Genomic DNA, 19,825 nt, shown 5'->3' on the forward strand with positions numbered 1-19,825 from the left:
TGGCACGGAATCGGAATGCGTCCGGATTCTATGGCCTATCTGGGGCTGTCCCCCGACCGGTTTCAACAGGCGCCAACCTATACCGCGCTGATTAATCTGCTGGCCGGAATGGGTGTCCAGCCCGTGCTTGCGGCCACTGTACTGAATATCCTCAGCCTGATCCTGAACATCGCTTTGATGTTCTTGATCCTGCACGACTGCAAGGTTCGGCCACGGATGATCTTTCTGGCAGCACTGATCATGGTCCTGAGTCCCCAGTTCATGTACGCGCATGTCACAATACTGTCGGAACCGCTCACGACAAACTGCTTGCTGGGCACCTATTTCTTCATGTCCCGTTACCTGCGCGGCGACAACGTGTCCGCCTTTGTGTTGGCAAGCTGTCTGGCCGCCCTGTGCGTGCTGACCCGGTTCGCACTGGTCCCTCTGATCGCGGCCTGCTCGCTGACAATCCTTGTTTATGGTCACGGCGACCTGCGCCGTCGACTGGTTTCGGCGATTGTGTTCGGCCTGATCGCATCCGCAGTCATCATCGGGTGGTACCTGTACAATCAAACCTCTGGCGGGACCGGCATCGGGCGTCAAGCAGCGTTCCTTGGGGATCCCGACGCCGAGACCTTCCGCGCTGCACTGACCACGCTTTCAGCCTACGTGCTGCCAAGCTCCCTGCCGCCGATCATCACGTTGACCGCTTTGGTGGTGGTTTTGGGGTTCGTCGTTGCTCTGATCGCCACGGCTTTGAAGGTTCAGACCAACCCTGATGACCTTCCCGGTCTGCCAGTTGCGCGTCCGATCTCGTTCTTTTTGTTGGTCTACGTTCCTTTCCTGGTTCTGGCCCTGTTTATCGAGGCGAATCTGACCATCCATGCCCGATACCTGTTGCCAGTGTTCATTTCGACTCTGGTTCTGGGGTTTGCTCTGGTTGGTGGTCAGCCAGGAACGGATATGATGAACCGGCTGCGTCCCGTAGCCCTCATACTTGCGCTGGCGTTGACCGGAACCTATGCCGTACGCACGGCAGCGATGACCCGCACCCACATGACTGAGGGGAATTTCTATGCCTCACCGGTCTGGAAGAACTCTCCGACCTTGGCGCATCTGGACAATTTGCGGGATGGTGTCGTGGTCTATTCCAACGGTTATGATGTCATTCGGCTGGTCAAGGGCGTGGATGCGCTCAAGTCCCCTGAGTTGTTCGAACGCAGAACCGGCAGGCCGGACCCTGGTACGTCGCCAGAAAAAGAAATTCAGGAGGTCCGCAAACGCGTGGCAAACCAAAACGCGGTTGTCGCCATCCTGAACGAGGTCGACTGGCGGTTCTATCTGGTCAATGAGGAACGGCTGATCCGCGAAGCCGATCTGACGCTGCTCTATGAGGAGGCCGACGGGCGGATCTATGGATCTCCCGCCAGTTTCAAACCGATCGAATGAAGGATCGTTTATCATGAAGCTTGTTCCAACACTCGCGGCCGAACAATGATAGGATCGATGATATTCAATCGGGTGGCTCTGCATTCACGCCCTGAAGGATTGCTTGATGAAGTTTGAAGACCTCAAACACGTCTCGGTTCTGGTCGGTCGCTATTTCGTGACCGGGTGCACGGCCGTCATCATCCATTTCTCGGCGATGGCGTTCTCGGTCGAAGTCTTGGGCATCTACGAAACGATCGCTTCGGCAATCGGATTTCTGATGGGGGCCACATTCAATTACTGCATCCAAAGACTATGGGTGTTTCAGTCCAGCGTTCCACATCGCAGTGCCCTGCAGAGGTTCATTCTGGTCACGGCGACGACGTCGGCGATAAACGTGGCGCTGTTCTCTCTTCTCTTTGCGTTGTTGCCTTTCCACTACTTGATCATTCAGGCGTTCGTGACCGGGTGCATATTCCTTCTGAATTTTACCCTGAACTGGAAAATCACATTTCGCGAGCCTGCTGCTGAACCACCGGAAGCCCAGGCACAGGACGCCGGAAGGTAGGTATGCCGGACCAAACCCACTGTGTCGGCTTTGGAAACAACGCCAACAACCAACCGCTTTGTTCACGATTTTAAGACTTCGAAAAGGCAGCTCTTCGCCCGACGCCAGAATGGCTAAAAACTCTCTGCTCTCGGATTTGCATCGCTTTTTTTGCCCGCCAAACTCACAGGGACGGCCTTTTGGCCTGATATGGCTAGATAAATCTATCGAGCCGATCAAAGTACAGGTAAAACAATATGATAAATAACAGTTCGATTCTGACGCCGATTTTAAGCCGTATTCACGGTCCGAAAAAAATGGAGAACACTCGTGCAATCCGGTGACGACGCAATTGCCAGCCAGCATGAAACCAACGATTTCATCAATATCTGGTTGCTGCTGCGCCGGAACCTGCTGGTCATCTTTCTGTTGGTCGTCGGTGCGGTCTCGGCAACAGCCTTCTACATGTCGACCATCCCCGACCAGTATCGGTCGGACGCGCAGATGGTTCTGGCTCTCACGGAAACACGATTCAGCGAGTCGACCGGACAGCTGGAAACCTATGAACTGAACCGGTCGAGCGTGGAAACCGAGTTGGCCCGACTGCGGTCTCGCGACTTTGCCGAGCAGGTGGCAGACCGCTTGGGTCTGTTCGACGACCCCAGCTTTGTGCGCCGTGCCCCCGGCGCGGACAGCGAGGCGGATGAAGAGATTCACCGCGCCGCGGTCACTGACAAAGTACTGGCCTCTTATTCCGTCTCCCGCGCGGGAGAAAGCCTCGCCATCAGCATCGAAGGCCGATCCACATCGCCGGTGCTGGCTGCAGCCCTGCCCAATACCGTCATTGCCGTCTATATCGCGAACGAGCGCGACGCACGCGTCAATCGCTTGATGACATCGATCGACAATCTCAAACGCCGGGTCGGTATCCTTGGCGAAGAATTGACTCAAGCGGAATCGAATTTGGCCGAGTTCATACGTGAGGACAATCTGGACGACGAACAGTTCGTGACCCGGCTGCGCGCCGAGGTTGAGCGGCGCAAGGCCCAGCTGCGCATCGGCATCGAACGCAACCTACCGGAAGACGAAATTCTGGCCCTCCAGGAGCAGCTGATCACATCCGAGCAGGAGCTGGAGGCCCGCACCCGTCTGGAGCTGTCGTTGCTGCGCCGGGAACGCGAGGTCGAACTACTGCGAACCCGCTATCAAACCACGATCGACAACCTGACCTTGCTGGAAACCCGCATCGGCCAGCTTGAGGACGGCACAGTTCAGGTTTCCAAAGCGCGAATTCCGGTTGAACCCTATGCCCCCAGCAGGTCGTTGATCACGGTACTGGCCGGCCTGTTCGCAATGATCGTTGGCTTCATCATCGCACTGGTGCGCGAGGGCCTGGACAGAACGGTGCGCAGCGAAAACCAGATCTTCCGAATGACCGGCCTCAGCAATCTGGGATATATCGCCCGTCAGCGACGCAGCAAAATGTTCGCCGGTGAGAACAAGGCGATCGAAAACCTGTTGCAGAGCCAGAAATCGCCCCTGGCCGAAGCCGCCCGGGGCATCTTGACCAATTGTATCAAGTTCCAGCATTCCAAGGTGATCCTGATCACCTCAGGCTTGCCGAACGAGGGCAAATCCTTCGTCAGCAGCGTTCTGGCGACCTCGGCGGCCGTTGACGGACTGAACGCTCTGCTGATTGATCTGGACACGCACCGTCGCGGCGCGACGAAGACGTTCATTCCAGACATGGATGAGGTGCAACTTTCGGAAATCTATTCTGACAGTGTAACCCTGCAACATGCTCTGACCACCGAAACCAAAGGGTCACTGGATCTGATCACCGCAGCCTCGCCTACGCACGAGCTGTCTGATGCCGCGTCAAACAAGCTCAAGCAACTCAAAGAAACGCTGCTGGATCAATACGATATCATTATCGTGGACACACCCCCGGCACTGGTGATGGATGAAGTGTACCGCAACGACATCCTCGCCGACGCCGTTCTGCTGGTCGCGCGCTGGGGAAAAACGCCACAGCATGCGTTGCAAGCCGCGGCAAAACGGCTTCAGTCATCCGGCTTCAATGTACTGGGTACGATTCTGAATGACGTCGACCCCAAGAAATACCGCTGGACCACCTACGAAGGGTATTACGGTACTTACGACGACTACTAGAAAATCCGGCGACCGCGCCGTTCCGGCCACCGGGGATGTCTGGTGGCCGAGTCTGTGCTACCATGCGAGTACCGGATGCTGCGCGCGGGTACTGATCGACGTGCGGCGCGGTCGGAAATACCGGACTTTGCTTGGAGTGGGTTTTGGGGAAAGCTTCTTCAAGGGCAGATGAAAACGGGGGGCTCATAATCATCGCGCTGGCACTGGTCCTGGCGGTGATTCAGACGGCTTTTCCCTTGGTTGACGTAAACTTCTCCAGTGACTCGGCAGACTACGTTCAGGCCGCCGCCTATCGCGGCTTTGCATATCCTTTTTTTCTGGACCTTTTCGACGGGTTCCCGGACCCGCTGCGCGCCGCTGTTGTGGGCCAGATCTGGGTATTCTCGGCTGCTGCATGTCTATTGTCGGTCACACTGGCTCGGGCCACTGGCCATCCCCGTGCCGGTCTGGTCCTGCTTGGAATTCTGATCATCAACCCGATGACGTTCTACTTTAACTACAGCATCCTGTCCGAGTCTCTGTTCCAAAGCGCGACATGCGTCTATCTTGCCTGTCTGGTGCAAGCGATCCACGGCCCCAAGCCCTGGCACTTTGCAGCCCTGGGCATGACAGTCGGCGCTTTGATCGCGATCCGTCCAGTTGGTTTTGCTCTTCTGCCCATCCTTATCGTGGCGGTTCTTTGCGCGAGCTATATCAATGGCAGGCGCCCGTGGGCTGGATTGGCTCTGGCGGTTCTGGGCGTCGCCTTCGTGCTGCTTGCAGACCGCGCCGCTTACGACCTTCGCCACGATGAACCTCGCGAAAGCGTGCTGGGGAACGTCTTATTCGCAAAAAGCGCCATGTTCGCTGCAGGCCCAAACCCCTATGCCCCCGATGACCCACGAACCGAAGTCTGGATTATTCTTGAAGAACAGGGCCCGGCTGACGCACGAGAGGCGATTTCCCGGGCGCCATTTGGACCGGTCTCCTTCTTTCTGATGCACAGCTACGAAGCCAGCTTGATTTTTCTGTACGAGAAGGACCGGTTGCAGTCCATTGCCGACCGAATTGGCATTCCAAAGACCGAACTCATGGCCGAAATCGGTTCAAGACGAATTCTGGCGAACCCGACGGGGTTTTTGCGGTTGCCGCTACAGCACTATGTCGCCCTCTGGCAGCCCTTCTACCATGCCGTGACCGCGAACGACATCACCGCCTACATCGCGCAGAATGGGCCGTTCCCGATGGACAATGCGCTCGGCTATATCACCCGCGATGTTTTTGATCCGCCGTATGCACGTCTTATCCATTCCGCGCTTGCGATAGGTTGGCTGGCTTCGATCTTGATCCTGGCGGCCTCAATCCTTTGGCTGCGCCAAAACTGGGCCGGACGTCAAATACTGACTCTGGCCGGGTTGGGGGTGCTGAGCCTGCACGCGCTATTGTTTCTGTCTGCAACACTATCCATCGCGTCGGTTAGGTATCTTGCAGCACTTTGGCCTATCGTCGCGGTGGTCATATGTGCTAGTTTTCTTGTGGTTTTGAAGCTTTATGATCGCCGGAAGAAGCACGCAAGGCGCAGTCTGGAAATCTGACATGCCGCCCGTAGTGTTCTGTTTCTCGCCTTTTCGGGCCCGGCAAATGTTGTTGTGTCGGTGAAAGTGGTTGCAATGGTAAGAGCCGGATTCAAAGACTATTTGTCCATTGCGCGCATCGACCATTGGTTCAAGAACATCTTCATTCTGCCGGGTGCCGTTCTTGCGGTCATCATGGGTGCCGAGTTCACCAGTCGGTCGGCAATCGACCTCGCCGTCGGGATATTTTCGATCTGTCTGGTCGCGTCGGCCAACTATACTATAAATGAGTGGTTGGACCGCGAATTCGACCGGCACCACCCGAAGAAGAAAGAGCGTGCCTCAGTCGTGACCGAGATCGACGGCCGGATCGTCTGGTTGCAATGGCTGGGTCTGGCGATCGTCGGTCTCGGACTCGCGCTACTGATCAATACGCCGTTCTTCCTGACGGCGCTGTCCCTGCTGATCATGGGGATCATCTACAACGTCAAACCAATCCGGTCCAAGGACCGCGCCTATTTGGACGTTCTGAGCGAGGCCATCAACAACCCCATTCGGTTCTTTGCGGGCTGGTTCATTATGGTTCCGCCGATCGTGGCACCGTCCAGCGTGTTGATCTCGTACTGGTTCGGCGGCGCGTATCTGATGGCGATCAAGCGCTTTGCCGAATATCGTACCATTGACGACCCGGCACTTGCCGCGCGGTACCGCGCATCTTTCAAAGACTATGACGAGTCGAAGCTATTGGTGTCGGCGCTGGTCTACGCAATCTTGTCCACCGCTTTCCTGGGCGTTTTCCTGACAAAGTACAAGGTCGAGCTTCTGCTGTCTCTGCCCTTCGTGGCGATGTTGTTCGGGCGCTATCTTGCCGTCGGGCTGGCCCGGGACTCGATCGCACAGGCCCCCGAAAATCTGTACAAACAACGCGGCCTTGTTTTTCAGGTTATTCTGCTGGTGGTGGTCATGTTCGTTCTGCTCGAGATCAAGCTTCCGTTCTTTGAACAGTTGCTTGAAATCCGGCCAGTCGGGTCATAGGTGCCGGGCAACGGACCGGCTTGCTGCCAGACTGGAGGTGATGCGCGCATGGTGAACCAGCCTTCAGATGATGTTGTATCCGCACCGATCCGGCGATGCTGGCTGTGCGGCACCGGCGGCCTCAGGAGGATAAAGGAAAGCACCCTGCGCGGGGATCCGACGTCGCGGAACTTTGAAATTTCGAATGCCGACTACGGTACAACCGCCGCGATCGACCAATGCGTCCGCTGCGGTTTTTGCCAATGCACGGATATGGTCGATGTCCTTAAATTCTACGAAGACCTCGAAGACCCGGCCTATGAGATGACGCGCCCCCAAAGGGCGCGGCAGAAACGGGTGCTGCTAAACAGGCTGCCAAGACCCACTGCCGGCGCGAACCGGCTGCTGGATGTGGGGGCCGGAACCGGTATCCTGGTCGAGGAGGCCATCGCCTGTGGTTACGACGCGATCGGGGTTGAGCCGTCGCGACGGTTTTGCGCCCGGGCAAAACATCATGGCCTGCCGGTGGTCCAAGGCGTTCTTCCACATCCCGATCTGACCGGCCCCTACGATGTAGTCACTCTGGTAGACGTGGTCGAACATGTTTCGGATCCGCTGGACCTGATCACCCGGGCTGCACGGTTGTTGGCCGATGGCGGAGTACTGGTCGTCGTTACGCCCGACCGCTCGTCCCTGCTGGCGCGTATCATGGGAGACCAATGGTGGCACTATCGTGTTGCGCATATCGGCTATTTCGACCCTGAAACACTGCGCTTTGCCTTGGCCAAAGCTGGCTTGCAGCAAACCGAATTTCATCGTCCAACTTGGTATTTTCCGTTAGGATATCTGGTTGAAAGAGTGCATCGTTATCTACCCAGATGGGCGCGCTTCAAGGTTCCGGCACGGCTGGCTGACCTAGTGATCCCAGTGCACCTGCGGGATTCAATGATGGTCTGCGCGACCAAAGCCCAAACCCGGGACACCGCGCCCTAGACCAAAGGCAGAAGAATTTTGACAACAGCCAAGGTTTTTAGAATGCCCATTGCAAAAAGGCCAAGACTGCTCGCCGTATTCCAAGTATCGCTTTTTGCGACTGTTCTGGCGATTGGCTGCAGCCCTGGCACGCTGCTGGCCGAGAACGCGAACCGGTCCTTTTCGGCACAACTGCCGGATGGCTCCCAAAGAGCATTTCCCAGCGCTGAAGGGCATGGCGCCGCCGCCAAAGGTGGGCGCGGCGGGCGCGCGATTTATGTCACGAACACCGAAGAATACGGGCCCGGCTCCTTACGTGCATGCATCGACGCCAAAGGCCCTCGAACCTGCATTTTTCGGGTCAGCGGAACGATTACACTGGAAAAGGCGTCTCTGATCGCAAACAGTCCTTTTCTGACCATCGCCGGAGAAACCGCTCCGGGCGGTGGGATTGCGATCCGAAACGGCCCACGTCAATTGCGCCCATCACTGGAAATCCGAACGCACGATGTCATCGTGCGCCATGTTCGGTTCCGGCCCGGACCGCACGACGTAGAATCCTGCTGTTCAGGGGCCATTGGCGTCTACACCAAAGCCGCGCGTGACGTGATCTTCGACCACATTTCGACCAGTTGGGGCAGCGACGAGACGATTGACTCAGAAAACGCCGAACGGCTGACCTTTCAGTGGAGCATCATCAGCGAGCCCCTCTTGCATGGCGGACCAGGCAAAAGCAACCGGGCCCGCAACATGCTGCTGACAAAGGGCGGCAACTTCAGCATCCATCACAACCTGTTCTCTCATGGGATGTTCAGAAACCCGCAAATCGCGCCCCAGACCCCGGGGACCACGACCGAAATCGTAAACAACCTGATGTACTCACCGATCTGGCAATATGTCGTTTCGCTGGACAATCGCTGGACCGAGCTGGACGCCAATATCATTGGCAACCTGAAGCTGTCCGGTGAAAGCATCGATTCCAATCTATTGGTGCACCTGTTCGACGGCTTCAAGAACGGCTACCGATTGTACCTTCGGGACAATCTTGATGAAGACAACCGCAACAGCCTGGACCTTCCCGAGGAACTGGTCCTTGCCCCAGAACATCGTGTCTATGTCGTTGATGAGCCGGTCACCCCGCCTTTGGTCCAGGCCGATCCGGTCTCGACAGTGTTCGAAACGGTCCTGCAAAACGCTGGAGCGACACGCCCATCTCGCGACGCGGTGGATCAGAGGGTTGTTCAGGAGGTCCGTGACCGATCCGGCAAAATCCTAAAGAAGAACCCTGAAAAGGTCGGCGGTTGGCCCGAGCTTGAAAGCGCCCTGCCCTATGCAGACAGCGATGTTGACGGGATGTCTGATGAATGGGAAACGCAATGGGACCTGAATCCCACGGACCCGATGGACGCAACCGCGGATTCGGACGAAGATGGCTGGACCAACCTCGAGGAGTTCCTGCACGAATTGGCTGGCGACGGGACCGGGATGGGACAAAGCAACCCGTGACGTGAAAAGCTAGCGGCGCCGGTACCGATCGGACGCAGCCAACAGCCCCAATGCCACGATCCACGGGATCAGCATACCGCGCTGGTAAACATGGGTGTAGTTCATGGACAGCGCCGCAAAGGTCAGCGTGACCGTCACCACGGTCGCGCGCCCGTACACCCTGTTCGGCACATTATGCCGGGCCATTACGGCGTAGACGATGGCGGACCCCAAAACGAAGCACAATCCCAGCAAGGCTAGAATACCCCCTTCGTTGGCCAGCAACAGGTACAGGTTGTGAACGGGAATGCCTTGACTGCTCAGTTCGCGATACTGTCCCGCGCCCATACCGACCAGAAAGTAATCCGGCAGAAACTGCCAGGCCTCGATCATGAGATCCGCGCGGTCCTCGAATGTACCCGCGTGACTCAGGTCCCCCTCGAGCAGAGGTGACAATACCCGGTTGCGGAACGTCGGCGGAAAGATGAACTCAGCCCATTGGATACTGATCCAAGCCATCGTCGTCACAGCTGTTCCCCAGATCATCAGCACGCGCTGATTTCCAACCAGCAGCAGGAACAAAGCACCGCAGATGACCGCACCAGCAAGGCTGGAATTCGAACTTGCGTAGATCAAAGTGATGGCAAGCAGCCCGAAGAGGGCCAAGAATGGCAGTTTTCTTAGCGCACCCGTCAGCCCAAGATACCACAATACCGGGAACCAAAGCACGATCAGTCCAGCCAACCCGTTTGGATTATCCACCAGTCCCGCCACGCGGTAATTGCCGCTGACCAGCATGAAATACCGGGATTCGCCACCGGAATAGCCCACGCCATAGGCGATCATCCCGACAAGACAGTTCAAGGCAATCGAGATCACGCCGACCTTTGCAAGAGTAACAGCCTCTTCATATGGGCGACCCAGGATCGCCAGAGGCAGAAGAACAAATGAAAAGAAATACTGCACGATGACCACGAAGGCCGACACCGGATCGCCGTGCGCGATAGAGCCGATCGACAGTCCCGCCACCATCATCAGCATGCCGATGAACCAGACCGAAGACGCGGATTGCAACGGAAACAGCGGCAGGCTGCGGTTGCACCGCAGGATCACGGCAACCGTCAAAAACATGTCGCTGGCCGTGAACAGAACCGCCGGATGGCGAAAGGCAGTGAACGTGCTGAACAGCAACGCAGTCATCAGACACGCGAATTCGATCTGCTCCAAAATCGGCTTAGGCCGGCTGATACTGTTGACTGGCGCCATATTCTACAATCCAAACGGCGGTGGGTTACCTGGCCCGCAGACTGGTACCCGGAATACAAGGGTAACACCCAAGATACCTTCAAAAAACATGTTTCCGGCTCCCATCGCCCGGCTGCCGGACCGGGTCATGCCGCTCCCGGCAGCAATTGGCCCCTCAACGTCATTTCCAGACCCGTTGCAATGTCCACGACCGGCGCATAGCCGAATGCAGCCCGGGCTGCGTTCGAGGACAGATCGAACCTCGTGAATGGCGGACTGTCTCCGGATCGGGTTTCGATCATACCCTGGCCACCTGCGACGGACATGACCTCCTGCGCCAAATCCGCCAAGGAAACCGGATCTCCGCCGGAGATATTGAATACACCGCAAGCTGCGGCCTGGGCCGATTGCAAAATCGCCCGGCTCAGGTCATGCGCATGCACGAAATCAATGCTGTTCTTTGGACCGGTTACTGTGATGTTTTGCCCCGCGGCCGCATCATTCAGCATCCGCACAAGAAACTTGTCATCAGGCAGCCCATGACCATAGAGCGCCGAAGGTCTGAGCACGGTCACTCGCGCTCCAGAAGTCTGGGCAAGCTCAGCCAGCCCCGCTTCGGCCAGACGCTTGGTTGTAGCGTAATCACCGCCAAGCGGCCCCGGGGCGGTTTCCGCACTTTCGTCGATTCCGCGGGCATGAGGATCGCGATATACCGACCCGCTGGACACAAAGATGAAGTGCACGTCACGATCTGCCGCCCAACGCGCCGCATTCAACGTGGCTCGGACATTGCTGTCAAACAGCACCTGCCAAGCCGAGCCGTCACCCGCAGGCCCGGCAAGATCAATCCGGGCCGCGCAGTGCACGAATACATCCGCACCTTGCACCAGTTGATCCAGCCTGTCATGGGCGATCGCGTCCTGCAGATCCCAGTCCGACCGGTCGATCCGCGCAACAGGAATGTCACGTCGGCTTAGCCAGGCCACAAGATGGCGACCCAGCAAGCCGGTCGCCCCTGTCAGGGCAACTTTCATGACGTCCCGCCATAGAGGCTGAACTGGGCCGGGATCTGAGGTTCCGACTGTCCGGCCTGATCCAATGTATCTGTCATTGAACGCGGAACGACCAGCTCACTCCAATACCGCAGAACCATGCTGTCCCAAGCGATTTCTGGCTCATAGGCAAGGCCGCGGTCGGTCTTGAGGTAAAATTCGACCGGGTTGAAACCCAGTTGAGCACAGAACGGTGTAGTACCAGAGAACCGGGCATTGATTTCGAACACCTTGGGTACTCCGTCGTCGCCAAGGCGCAGCTGAAAATTGCAGGCCCCTTCGACGTCCAGCTTGCGCGCGATAGCTGTGACATAGTCTTCGATCACCGGATTCCGCTCGGGAATGGCCCGATATGTATCGCCCGACCGAAGCACTCGACGCAGTGCCAGAACCGGCGACAGACTCCCCTTCGCCCCGACGATCGTGCACGTGAACTCGCGCGCGTCATCGCCGATCAGCTCCTGTACGATGGTTGCCGCCGGATCACCGGGGTAGTTGGCCAGCTCGTCCCGAGAATTCACCCGTTCGACCCCGATGGACCGAAACCCGACCGCCGGTTTGGCAATGACCGGGTAGATCAGATCATCCATTTCCAAGGCCTCGGCCATGGGCCACGTGCGCGGATAGGGCAGCCCGTTATTCGCCAAAAAAGCCGAGGTCAGTCCCTTGTCATCGGCAATACGCACCGTCTCTGGACTGTTGACCACGACCTTTGTCCCGAACTGTTCCGCGATGCGATCCCGGTTTTCGGCACACAATGCCAGTTCGATATCCGTACCGGGGAAATAGTAATCCACGGACTCTGCCTGAAATATCCGTGCCAGTGAGTCGAGGTATCCCGGCGAGCGGCACCCTTCGACCAGAAAGGCTTTGTCGCAGGCATAAAGGCCGGCGGATAGGGCAGACATGTCGGCTCCAAGAATACGCAGCGGCGGATCAGAAATCAGCCTGAGCGACTTGATGATGCCCTGGCCCACTCCGCCACCCGCACCTGTAACCAAAACCGTGATCAATTCATTTCTCCATGAATGAAATAAGCCGTTCCTTTGTCCCCTGACTGAGGTCAGTGGCCTGAATATCCGCGCGGATCTGTTCCAGATCAAAGCTGATCGACGGGATGTCGATTCTCACCCGGTCGCCATCCAGCTCAAGGGTCAGATAAGACAGGCCCGTGCCCCGCCCCTGCCCGACCGCTCCGGGGTTCAGCAGCAGCACTGACCCTTTCGGAATCCTTATCCATTTGCGTTGATCCGCAGGTGTTGGTCTTCCGGCTTCGTCGATCATGACGGCAAAGGCCCGGTGCGAATGCCCAAAGACCCCGACCGTTTTTCCCATTTGTCGCAAGACCGCTGCGGCTGGTGCCCATTGATCCGGTTTCGAGACATAGGACCAGTCCCCATAATCGTAAGGGTTGGCATGTGAGAACAGGATCGGCCCCATGCTATGGCGGTCGGCCCAGGGGTATCGGTCGGCCAACGGTGGGTCGCCCCGGACCTCACCATGCGTCCACTCGACGGACTCCAACACAAATCCTGCAATGTTGTCGTAGAGAGACGGGTTACCTTTATCCAGATCGAAATAGAACTGATCGTGGTTGCCGCGAATGAACACGCAGTTTTGGCGAGCCATCAGTTGGTCGGTCAGTTCCAACACCTGCCGAGGGCGCACACCATATGTCAACAGATCGCCCAACATTACGACGACATCCGGCGCAAAAGCTTCGGCCTTTTGGATCGCGGTCGCATACGCCGTGGCGTTTCCATGTATGTCGGACAGTACCGCGATCTTCAGCGTACTCATGACCACTCTCCGCCGACCATGTCCGGCAATCCAAATCAAGCGCCGGCCCTGGTTCCAACCACTGCGAACACAGGCGCTCTGAAACACCCTTTAACAAATCAACTGCACAGCCCGGCCGAACCGTTCGACGGTGCAAACTTTCTGGGATGATACCGGCTGAGAACCGTGCCGCAACTCCCTTTGTCCAACCCAGGTCGCCCTGGAACAGTTCGGGTCCGGCCAATCAAGCCAAAGCAAACAATAGCTCAGGAAAATACTAACTGTCGCCTGATCGGACGAAATAAGAAAGGCCGGGCTCATTCGCCCGGCCTTCTGTGGTCAGCCAATGATCGCGTTCAGTGTCGCACTGGGACGCATCACAGCGGCAGTTTTGGCGCGATCGCCATGGTAATAGCCGCCCAAATCAGCAGGCTTGCCTTGAGCGGCCAGCAGTTCGGACAGGATCTGCTCTTCCTTTTCCGCCAGTTCTTTGGCGATCGGTGCAAAATGCGCCGCCAGTTCAGCATCATCCGACTGCGCGGCCAGTGCCTCAGCCCAGTAGCGGGCGAACCAATAGTGGCTGTCGCGGTTGTCCGGCTCGCCAACCTTGCGGCTGGGCGAGCGGTCGTGGTCCAGGATGCCCTGCGTTGCGGCCTCGGCCGCAGCGCCCAGAACGGCGGCCTTGGCGTTTCCGCGGCTGTCGGCCAGGAAATTCAGCGATTCACCCAACGCGCAGAATTCGCCCATCGAGTCCCAACGCAGGTGGTTTTCCTCGACCAGCTGCTGAACGTGCTTGGGCGCCGAGCCACCTGCACCGGTTTCGAACAGGCCGCCGCCATTCATCAGCTTGACGATCGACAGCATCTTGGCCGAGGTGCCCAGCTCGAGGATCGGGAACAGGTCGGTCAGATAGTCGCGCAGCACGTTGCCGGTGATGGCGATGCTGTCCTTGCCGGCGGTGATGGTTTCCAGCGACTTGCGGGTCGCCTCACGCGGCGCCAGGATCAGGAACTTGTCGGCTACGCCCGCTGCCTCAAGCGCCGGCTTGACGTATTTGATCAGCTCGGCGTCATGGGCGCGGTTCGCATCCAGCCAGAAGATCGCCTCGGAGCCGGTCAGACGCTGACGGTCCATCGCCAGTTGGATCCAGTTTTCAATCGGGGCTTTTTTGGCGGTGCAGGCACGCCAGATGTCACCCTTTTCGACCTCATGCGAATGCAGGACCTCGCCATTGGCCAGAACGACGCGGATCGTGCCGTCGGCGGGCGCCTCAAATGTGGTCGGGTGGCTGCCGTATTCCTCGGCCTTCTGGGCCATCAGGCCCACGTTGGCCACCGAACCGGCGGTCGCCGGGTTCAGCGCACCGTTGGCTTTGAAGAAATTGATGGTCTCGTCATAGACCGGCGCATAGCAGCGGTCGGGGATCACGCAGTTGGTGTCGCCCTTCTTGCCGCTCTCGTCCCAGCCCTTGCCGCCCGCGCGGATCACGGCCGGCATCGAGGCGTCGATGATCACGTCCGACGGCACATGCAGGTTGGTGATGCCCTTGTCGCTGTCGACCATGTACATCGAGGGACGGTCTGCCTTGACCGCTTCGATCGCGGCCATGATCTCGGCATCTTCCTTGACGCGGTTCAGCAGATCGCCCAAGCCGGAGTTCGGGTTGACGCCCAGCTGTGCCATGCGGTCGCCGAATTTTTCGAACACCGGCGCCAGCCACGACTTTACGGCGTAGCCGAAAATGATCGGGTCACTGACCTTCATCATCGTCGCCTTCATGTGCAGCGAGAACATCGTGCCGTCTTTCTTGGTGTCCTCGATCGCGGCATCCAGAAACTCCGACAGCGCCTTGATTGACATGAAGGTAGCGTCCGCAACGGTGCCCTCTTCCAGCGTCCAGCCGTCTTTCAGGACGGTAGCACCACCATCCTTGCCCACGAATTCGATCCGCGCATCACCGGCCTGATCCGCAGTGATGGTGGCCGATTTCTCGTTGGCATAAAAATCATTGCCCGGCATCGACGACACCTTGGTCTTGCTGTCGGCCGACCATTCGCCCATCGAATGCGGGTGCTGCTGGGCATAGCGCTTGACCGCCTTGGCGGCGCGGCGGTCGCTGTTGCCCTCGCGCAGAACCGGGTTCACGGCCGAGCCCTTGATCGCGTCATAGCGGGCGCGGATCTCTTTTTCGGCGTCGGTCTTGGGGTCCTCGGGATAGTTGGGGATGTCGTAGCCCTGCCCCTGCAGTTCCTTGATGGCAGCGACCAGCTGCGGCACCGAGGCCGAGATGTTGGGCAGCTTGATCACGTTGGCCTCGGGGGTCTTCACCAACTCGCCCAAGGCGGCCAGATCGTCGGGCTGACGTTGCTCTTCGGTCAGGTTTTCGGGGAAGGCCGCGATGATGCGCCCGGCCAGCGAAATGTCTTTGGTACCAACGCTGACGCCCGCGGCCGCGGCGAATTTGCGGATGATGGGCAGGAACGAGGCACTGGCCAGCTCCGGCGCTTCGTCTACGATGGTATACAATATGTCGAAGTTCGATTTTTCTGCCATGTTCCCTTACCTTTTTTAAGCCTTTCAGGGGCGTGCGAGCCGAGAGTTGTGCCGCGTGCAGCGCGGCGTGCGAGGAGCATGAATGCTGTTCCGCTCCGGGGTGACTCTGATTTGACAGGGCCTCCCTTAAATCACCCGAGGCCCGGGATCAATCGCATCTGAACGCGCATTTTGACCCAGTTTGCGCAAAACCGCGCATATGCCCGTATTTTCAGCCCGCCGACGATACGCGACGCCTTTCCCTTGGCGCGGGCGCTGGCTAAGACGGTCCTCCAACCCGAGATCAAGGAGGCCCCGTTGGACCGCATCGCCCGCACCATCGCCACGGAAATCAATGCCCGCCCCGAACAGGTGGACGCGGCGGTCAAACTGCTGGACGAAGGCGCCACCGTGCCCTTCGTGGCGCGCTACCGCAAAGAGGTGACGGGCGGGCTGGACGACAGCCAGCTGCGAACCCTGTCCGACCGGCTGGCCTATCTGCGCGAGCTTGAGGCACGGCGCGAGACGATCCTGAACTCGATCAAGGATCAAGGGAAGCTGACCGACGATCTGGCCAGATCCATTGCCCGCGCCGAAACCAAGGCGCAGCTGGAAGACATCTACTTGCCCTACAAACCCAAGCGTCGCACCAAGGCGATGATCGCGCGGGAAAACGGGCTGGAGCCGCTGGCCGACGCGATCCTGGCCGACCGCAGCGCCGACCCCGAGGGTCTGGCCCAGGCCTATGTGACCGAGGCCGTGCCCACCACCAAGGACGCGCTGAATGGCGCGCGCGACATCATCACCGAGCGTCTGACCGAAAACGCCGCCCTTCTGGGCGAGCTGCGCAGCTTTATGCAGGCCGAGGCGCTGCTGACCTCGAAGGTGATCGAGGGCAAGGAACAGGAAGGCGCCAAGTTCAGCGACTATTTCGACCATGCCGAGACCTGGGCCAAGGTGCCATCGCACCGGGCGCTGGCGATGCTGCGCGCGTCGAAAGAGGGGATCGTGACGCTGGACATTGCCCCCGACCCCGAAACCGGCGCCGCCCGGGCCGAGGCGATCGTGGCGGCGCATCTGCAGACGCGTGGCGACGGCCCGGGAGACGCCTGGCTGCGCAAGGTCGCGGGCTGGACTTGGCGGGTAAAGCTGTCGCTGTCGATGATGGTCGAGCTGATGGCCGATCTGCGTAGCCGCGCGCAGGAGGAGGCCATTCTGGTTTTTGCACGCAATCTCAAGGACTTGCTGTTTTCCGCCCCGGCGGGCCCCCGCCCCACCCTGGGGTTGGACCCGGGCATCCGCACCGGCGTCAAGGCCGCGGTGGTGGACGCGACGGGCAAGCTGGTGGCGACCGCCACGCTGTATCCGTTCCAACCTAAGAACGATCTGCGCGGCGCACAGGCCACCATTCTGAACCTCATCGCCACCCACAAGGTCGAACTGATCGCCATCGGCAACGGCACCGCCAGCCGCGAGACCGAGCGGCTGGTGGCCGACACGCTGAAACTGCTGCCCAAGGGGGTGCAGGCGCCCACCAAGGTCGTGGTGTCCGAGGCCGGGGCCTCGGTTTATTCGGCCTCGGAACTGGCCGCGCGCGAGTTTCCCGATCTGGATGTCTCGCTACGTGGCGCGGTGTCGATCGCCCGCCGCCTGCAGGACCCGCTGGCCGAGCTGGTCAAGATCGAACCCAAGAGCATTGGCGTCGGCCAATATCAGCATGACGTCGATCAACACCGGCTGAGCCAGTCTCTGGAAGCGGTGATCGAAGACGTGGTGAACGCCGTTGGCGTCGATCTGAACACCGCCTCGGCGCCGCTGCTGGCCCATGTCTCGGGCCTGGGTCCCGGTCTGGCCGAAGCCATCGTCACGCATCGCGACCTCAATGGCGCGTTCCGATCGCGGCAGGATCTGCTGAAGGTTGCGCGCCTCGGCCCCCGCGCCTTTGAACAATGCGCGGGCTTTTTGCGCATCCGCGACGGGGATGAGCCCTTGGACGCCTCGGCTGTCCACCCCGAGGCCTATGACGTGGCCCGCCGCATCGTGCAGGCCTGCGGCCGCGACATCCGTCAGATCATGGGAAATGACGGTGCGCTGCGTGGTCTGCGCGCCGAACAGTTCGTGGATGACCGGTTCGGTCTGCCGACGGTGCGCGACATCTTTGCCGAGTTGGAAAAACCCGGCCGCGACCCGCGCCCCAGCTTCGTGACCGCCAGCTTCAAGGAGGGCGTCGAAGAGATCACCGACCTCAAACCCGGCATGGTGCTGGAAGGCACCGTGACCAACGTCGCTGCCTTTGGCGCCTTTGTCGATATCGGCGTGCATCAGGACGGTCTGGTGCATGTTAGCCAGTTGGCCGATCGGTTCGTGAAAGACCCGCACGAGGTGGTCAAGGCCGGACAGGTTGTTCGAGTTCGTGTGGTTGAAGTCGACGTGCCGCGCAAGCGGATCGGGCTGAGCATGCGCAAGGATGGCGCTGCCTCCGACCGGCGAGATCGCGACGTCAAAGGCCAGAGCGCGCGCGGAAAGAATACAGGCACACCGAAATCACAACGCGCTAAATATCCCCATAATGCGCAGCACAGTGCGATTGGGGATGCGCTGCGAAATGCATTGAAAAATCAATAAGCCCCCTGCCCCGCCTGAACTTCAGGCGGGGGTTTCCGTCTGGAACGCATCGGGCTCCAACTCCTCCCAAAAGGCAAAAATGGCATTGGCGTTCAAACCTGATCGCCATCCGTGTTGCCGGAAGTTCTCTCGGTCTAGCTCGTCCGACAGAGTCGACATGAACAAGCGTTTGTCGGCATCCCGTTGAGTGGGGTTTCGCCGCGAAACCAGGTCTTCGACTATGGCCAGCTTGCGGGCACGCTCGGCGCGCTCCGCCACGCGCGCGGCATAAGCTTGATCTTCGCGCGCTTTCTCTTCCTCCCGCTGCTTGGCTGCGGCCAGCGCCTCGGGACTAGGCGGCTTCACGGTCTCTGCCGCGGGAGCCTTGTAGTCATCGCGCAGGGCGACCGAAAGATATCCCAGCGTTGATTTCACGTCCCCCTGCCCGGCTACATAGTCCAGCTTCTGCTGAACGTAATCCTCACCATGCTCAGAGATCCACTGCCGCGCCAGCCGATCGGACACCCCTTGTTTGCGCAAGGTTTTGTAGACCGCCAGGTTGCGCACCCCATCGCCGTCGTCGATCTCGAACATTGCCTTCTGCGGGTTCGCCTTGATCAGGAACCGAATGTCGGTGACGCTTCGGCCCTTCTTGCGGAACTCGGGCTCGATCAGAATATCCGAGCTTTTGTTCACCTCGGCCACAGCGGGTTTGATGATCTTGGCATTCAGGTGTTTGAAGCTCGTGTAATAGTCACTGCCGTCCACACCCATCAACTTGCGGAACACCTCGAGCGCCCACCACCCGGTCGACCCGGTACGGACGAAACGATAACAATTTTCATACAAGGCCAGCCCGTGCCCCGAGCTGAAATTGCGCTGGATATGCACATTGATCAACGCATAGATCTTCGGATCGTACAGCTTCTGCGCCAAGGCCGGGGAATAGGCGTATTCGCAGATCCCGCCCTTGAGCTTGGCGAAACTCAGCAACGACGACACGCCCCACTCTTGCCGACCTTTTTCATCGAGCATGTCCCATTCGGCCACTGTCTCGGCAAGAGCTCTCAGGCTGGCGCGCAGTGTGTCGAAGTCGTTCGAGTTGTAGCCTACCATCATCGCCAGGGTGCGAGCATCGATCGTATGGGTCTGCGCGGTGGTCAGAGAGTCGTAGGCATTGAGAAGCAACACATTGGACAGCTTGCGCTGCAACAGCGTCAGCTTGCCGCTGATATGGATCGCGGCCACATTCTTTTTCACCGTTTCCCGACGCAAAGCGCCTGAGAGGTGATCCATGTCCAGTTGTGTATCCGGCATGATTCTGCCCGGCTGCTCGTTTCCCAAGTTTGTGACACAAAAGGTACCCGTGGATCAACTGAATTTGGGTCCCCATATGCAGGACGGAGTGAATCCCGTAGACAGGTACCTATCCGAATCGGCGACCCAGTTATCCACAGAAG

At 58.9% G+C, this 19,825-nt stretch carries 14 protein-coding genes; 8 read left to right on the forward strand and 6 right to left on the reverse strand.

The genetic code is table 11. The features are described from left to right. Positions 1–15 precede the first annotated feature (15 nt). The 7 genes from ACR0FC_RS15410 (at position 16) to ACR0FC_RS15440 (ending at position 9,174) form a co-directional block, all read left to right on the forward strand. Positions 16–1,431, forward strand: coding sequence for an ArnT family glycosyltransferase (locus tag ACR0FC_RS15410; RefSeq protein ID WP_170341693.1), 1,416 nt, complete (start codon positions 16–18; stop codon positions 1,429–1,431). A gap of 106 nt (positions 1,432–1,537) precedes the next feature. After that, positions 1,538–1,978, forward strand: coding sequence for a GtrA family protein (locus ACR0FC_RS15415; RefSeq protein WP_170341695.1), 441 nt, complete (start codon positions 1,538–1,540; stop codon positions 1,976–1,978). A 309-nt stretch (positions 1,979–2,287) separates the two neighbouring features. Next, positions 2,288–4,129, forward strand: a complete 1,842-nt coding sequence (locus tag ACR0FC_RS15420) for a GumC family protein (RefSeq protein ID WP_170341697.1) — start codon at positions 2,288–2,290, stop codon at positions 4,127–4,129. A gap of 143 nt (positions 4,130–4,272) precedes the next feature. Beyond that, entirely contained in the window at positions 4,273–5,703 is a 1,431-nt protein-coding gene (locus ACR0FC_RS15425; protein WP_170341699.1) for a hypothetical protein, read from the forward strand. 75 nt (positions 5,704–5,778) lie between these two features. Further along, positions 5,779–6,717 (forward strand): UbiA family prenyltransferase, encoded by a 939-nt coding sequence (locus tag ACR0FC_RS15430; RefSeq protein WP_170341701.1) that lies wholly within the window; start codon positions 5,779–5,781, stop codon positions 6,715–6,717. 252 nt (positions 6,718–6,969) lie between these two features. Next, positions 6,970–7,689, forward strand: a complete 720-nt coding sequence (locus ACR0FC_RS15435) for a class I SAM-dependent methyltransferase (RefSeq protein ID WP_170341703.1) — start codon at positions 6,970–6,972, stop codon at positions 7,687–7,689. A gap of 42 nt (positions 7,690–7,731) precedes the next feature. Next, a complete protein-coding gene (locus tag ACR0FC_RS15440; protein ID WP_217354954.1) occupies positions 7,732–9,174 on the forward strand; it encodes a hypothetical protein in 1,443 nt (480 codons plus the stop codon). 9 nt (positions 9,175–9,183) lie between these two features. Here the strand turns inward: ACR0FC_RS15440 and ACR0FC_RS15445 are convergent, their stop codons facing one another. The 5 genes from ACR0FC_RS15445 to ACR0FC_RS15465 all read right to left on the reverse strand — a co-directional run bounded on the left by ACR0FC_RS15445 (position 9,184) and on the right by ACR0FC_RS15465 (position 15,782). Continuing rightward, positions 9,184–10,419, reverse strand: a complete 1,236-nt coding sequence (locus tag ACR0FC_RS15445) for an O-antigen ligase family protein (protein ID WP_170341705.1) — start codon at positions 10,417–10,419, stop codon at positions 9,184–9,186. Positions 10,420–10,544: 125 nt separating this feature from the next. Then, positions 10,545–11,432 carry an NAD-dependent epimerase/dehydratase family protein gene (locus tag ACR0FC_RS15450; protein WP_170341707.1) on the reverse strand — a complete coding sequence of 296 codons (888 nt, stop codon included), beginning with the start codon at positions 11,430–11,432 and terminating at the stop codon, positions 10,545–10,547. Then, positions 11,429–12,463, reverse strand: coding sequence for an ATP-grasp domain-containing protein (locus tag ACR0FC_RS15455; RefSeq protein ID WP_170341709.1), 1,035 nt, complete (start codon positions 12,461–12,463; stop codon positions 11,429–11,431). Before ACR0FC_RS15455 ends, ACR0FC_RS15450 begins: the two co-directional genes overlap by 4 nt. A 1-nt stretch (position 12,464) precedes the next feature. Further along, on the reverse strand, positions 12,465–13,250 hold the full coding sequence (locus tag ACR0FC_RS15460) for a metallophosphoesterase family protein (protein ID WP_170341711.1): 786 nt from the start codon (positions 13,248–13,250) through the stop codon (positions 12,465–12,467). Positions 13,251–13,568: 318 nt separating this feature from the next. Beyond that, positions 13,569–15,782 (reverse strand): NADP-dependent isocitrate dehydrogenase, encoded by a 2,214-nt coding sequence (locus ACR0FC_RS15465; protein ID WP_170341713.1) that lies wholly within the window; start codon positions 15,780–15,782, stop codon positions 13,569–13,571. Positions 15,783–16,079: 297 nt separating this feature from the next. Between ACR0FC_RS15465 and ACR0FC_RS15470 the strand changes: the two genes are divergently transcribed. After that, complete coding sequence (locus ACR0FC_RS15470; protein WP_170341714.1) at positions 16,080–18,386, forward strand: Tex family protein; 2,307 nt, start codon at positions 16,080–16,082, stop codon at positions 18,384–18,386. Positions 18,387–18,407: 21 nt separating this feature from the next. Here the strand turns inward: ACR0FC_RS15470 and ACR0FC_RS15475 are convergent, their stop codons facing one another. Beyond that, positions 18,408–19,682, reverse strand: coding sequence for a replication initiation protein (locus tag ACR0FC_RS15475; protein ID WP_170341716.1), 1,275 nt, complete (start codon positions 19,680–19,682; stop codon positions 18,408–18,410). Positions 19,683–19,825: the final 143 nt, after the last annotated feature.

It is taken from the genome of Ruegeria sp. BB9 (assembly GCF_056539345.1).

Excerpts from the sequence above, each read along its gene's own strand:
- ACR0FC_RS15410 (WP_170341693.1), top strand. The coding sequence starts at position 16 with ATGCGTCCGGATTCTATGGCCTATCTGGGGCTGTCCCCCGACCGGTTT.
- ACR0FC_RS15415 (WP_170341695.1), top strand. The coding sequence starts at position 1,538 with ATGAAGTTTGAAGACCTCAAACACGTCTCGGTTCTGGTCGGTCGCTAT.
- ACR0FC_RS15430 (WP_170341701.1), top strand. The coding sequence starts at position 5,779 with ATGGTAAGAGCCGGATTCAAAGACTATTTGTCCATTGCGCGCATCGAC.
- ACR0FC_RS15435 (WP_170341703.1), top strand. The coding sequence starts at position 6,970 with ATGGTCGATGTCCTTAAATTCTACGAAGACCTCGAAGACCCGGCCTAT.
- ACR0FC_RS15440 (WP_217354954.1), top strand. The coding sequence starts at position 7,732 with ATGCCCATTGCAAAAAGGCCAAGACTGCTCGCCGTATTCCAAGTATCG.
- ACR0FC_RS15445 (WP_170341705.1), bottom strand. The coding sequence starts at position 10,419 with ATGGCGCCAGTCAACAGTATCAGCCGGCCTAAGCCGATTTTGGAGCAG.
- ACR0FC_RS15450 (WP_170341707.1), bottom strand. The coding sequence starts at position 11,432 with ATGAAAGTTGCCCTGACAGGGGCGACCGGCTTGCTGGGTCGCCATCTT.
- ACR0FC_RS15460 (WP_170341711.1), bottom strand. The coding sequence starts at position 13,250 with ATGAGTACGCTGAAGATCGCGGTACTGTCCGACATACATGGAAACGCC.
- ACR0FC_RS15465 (WP_170341713.1), bottom strand. The coding sequence starts at position 15,782 with ATGGCAGAAAAATCGAACTTCGACATATTGTATACCATCGTAGACGAA.
- ACR0FC_RS15475 (WP_170341716.1), bottom strand. The coding sequence starts at position 19,682 with ATGCCGGATACACAACTGGACATGGATCACCTCTCAGGCGCTTTGCGT.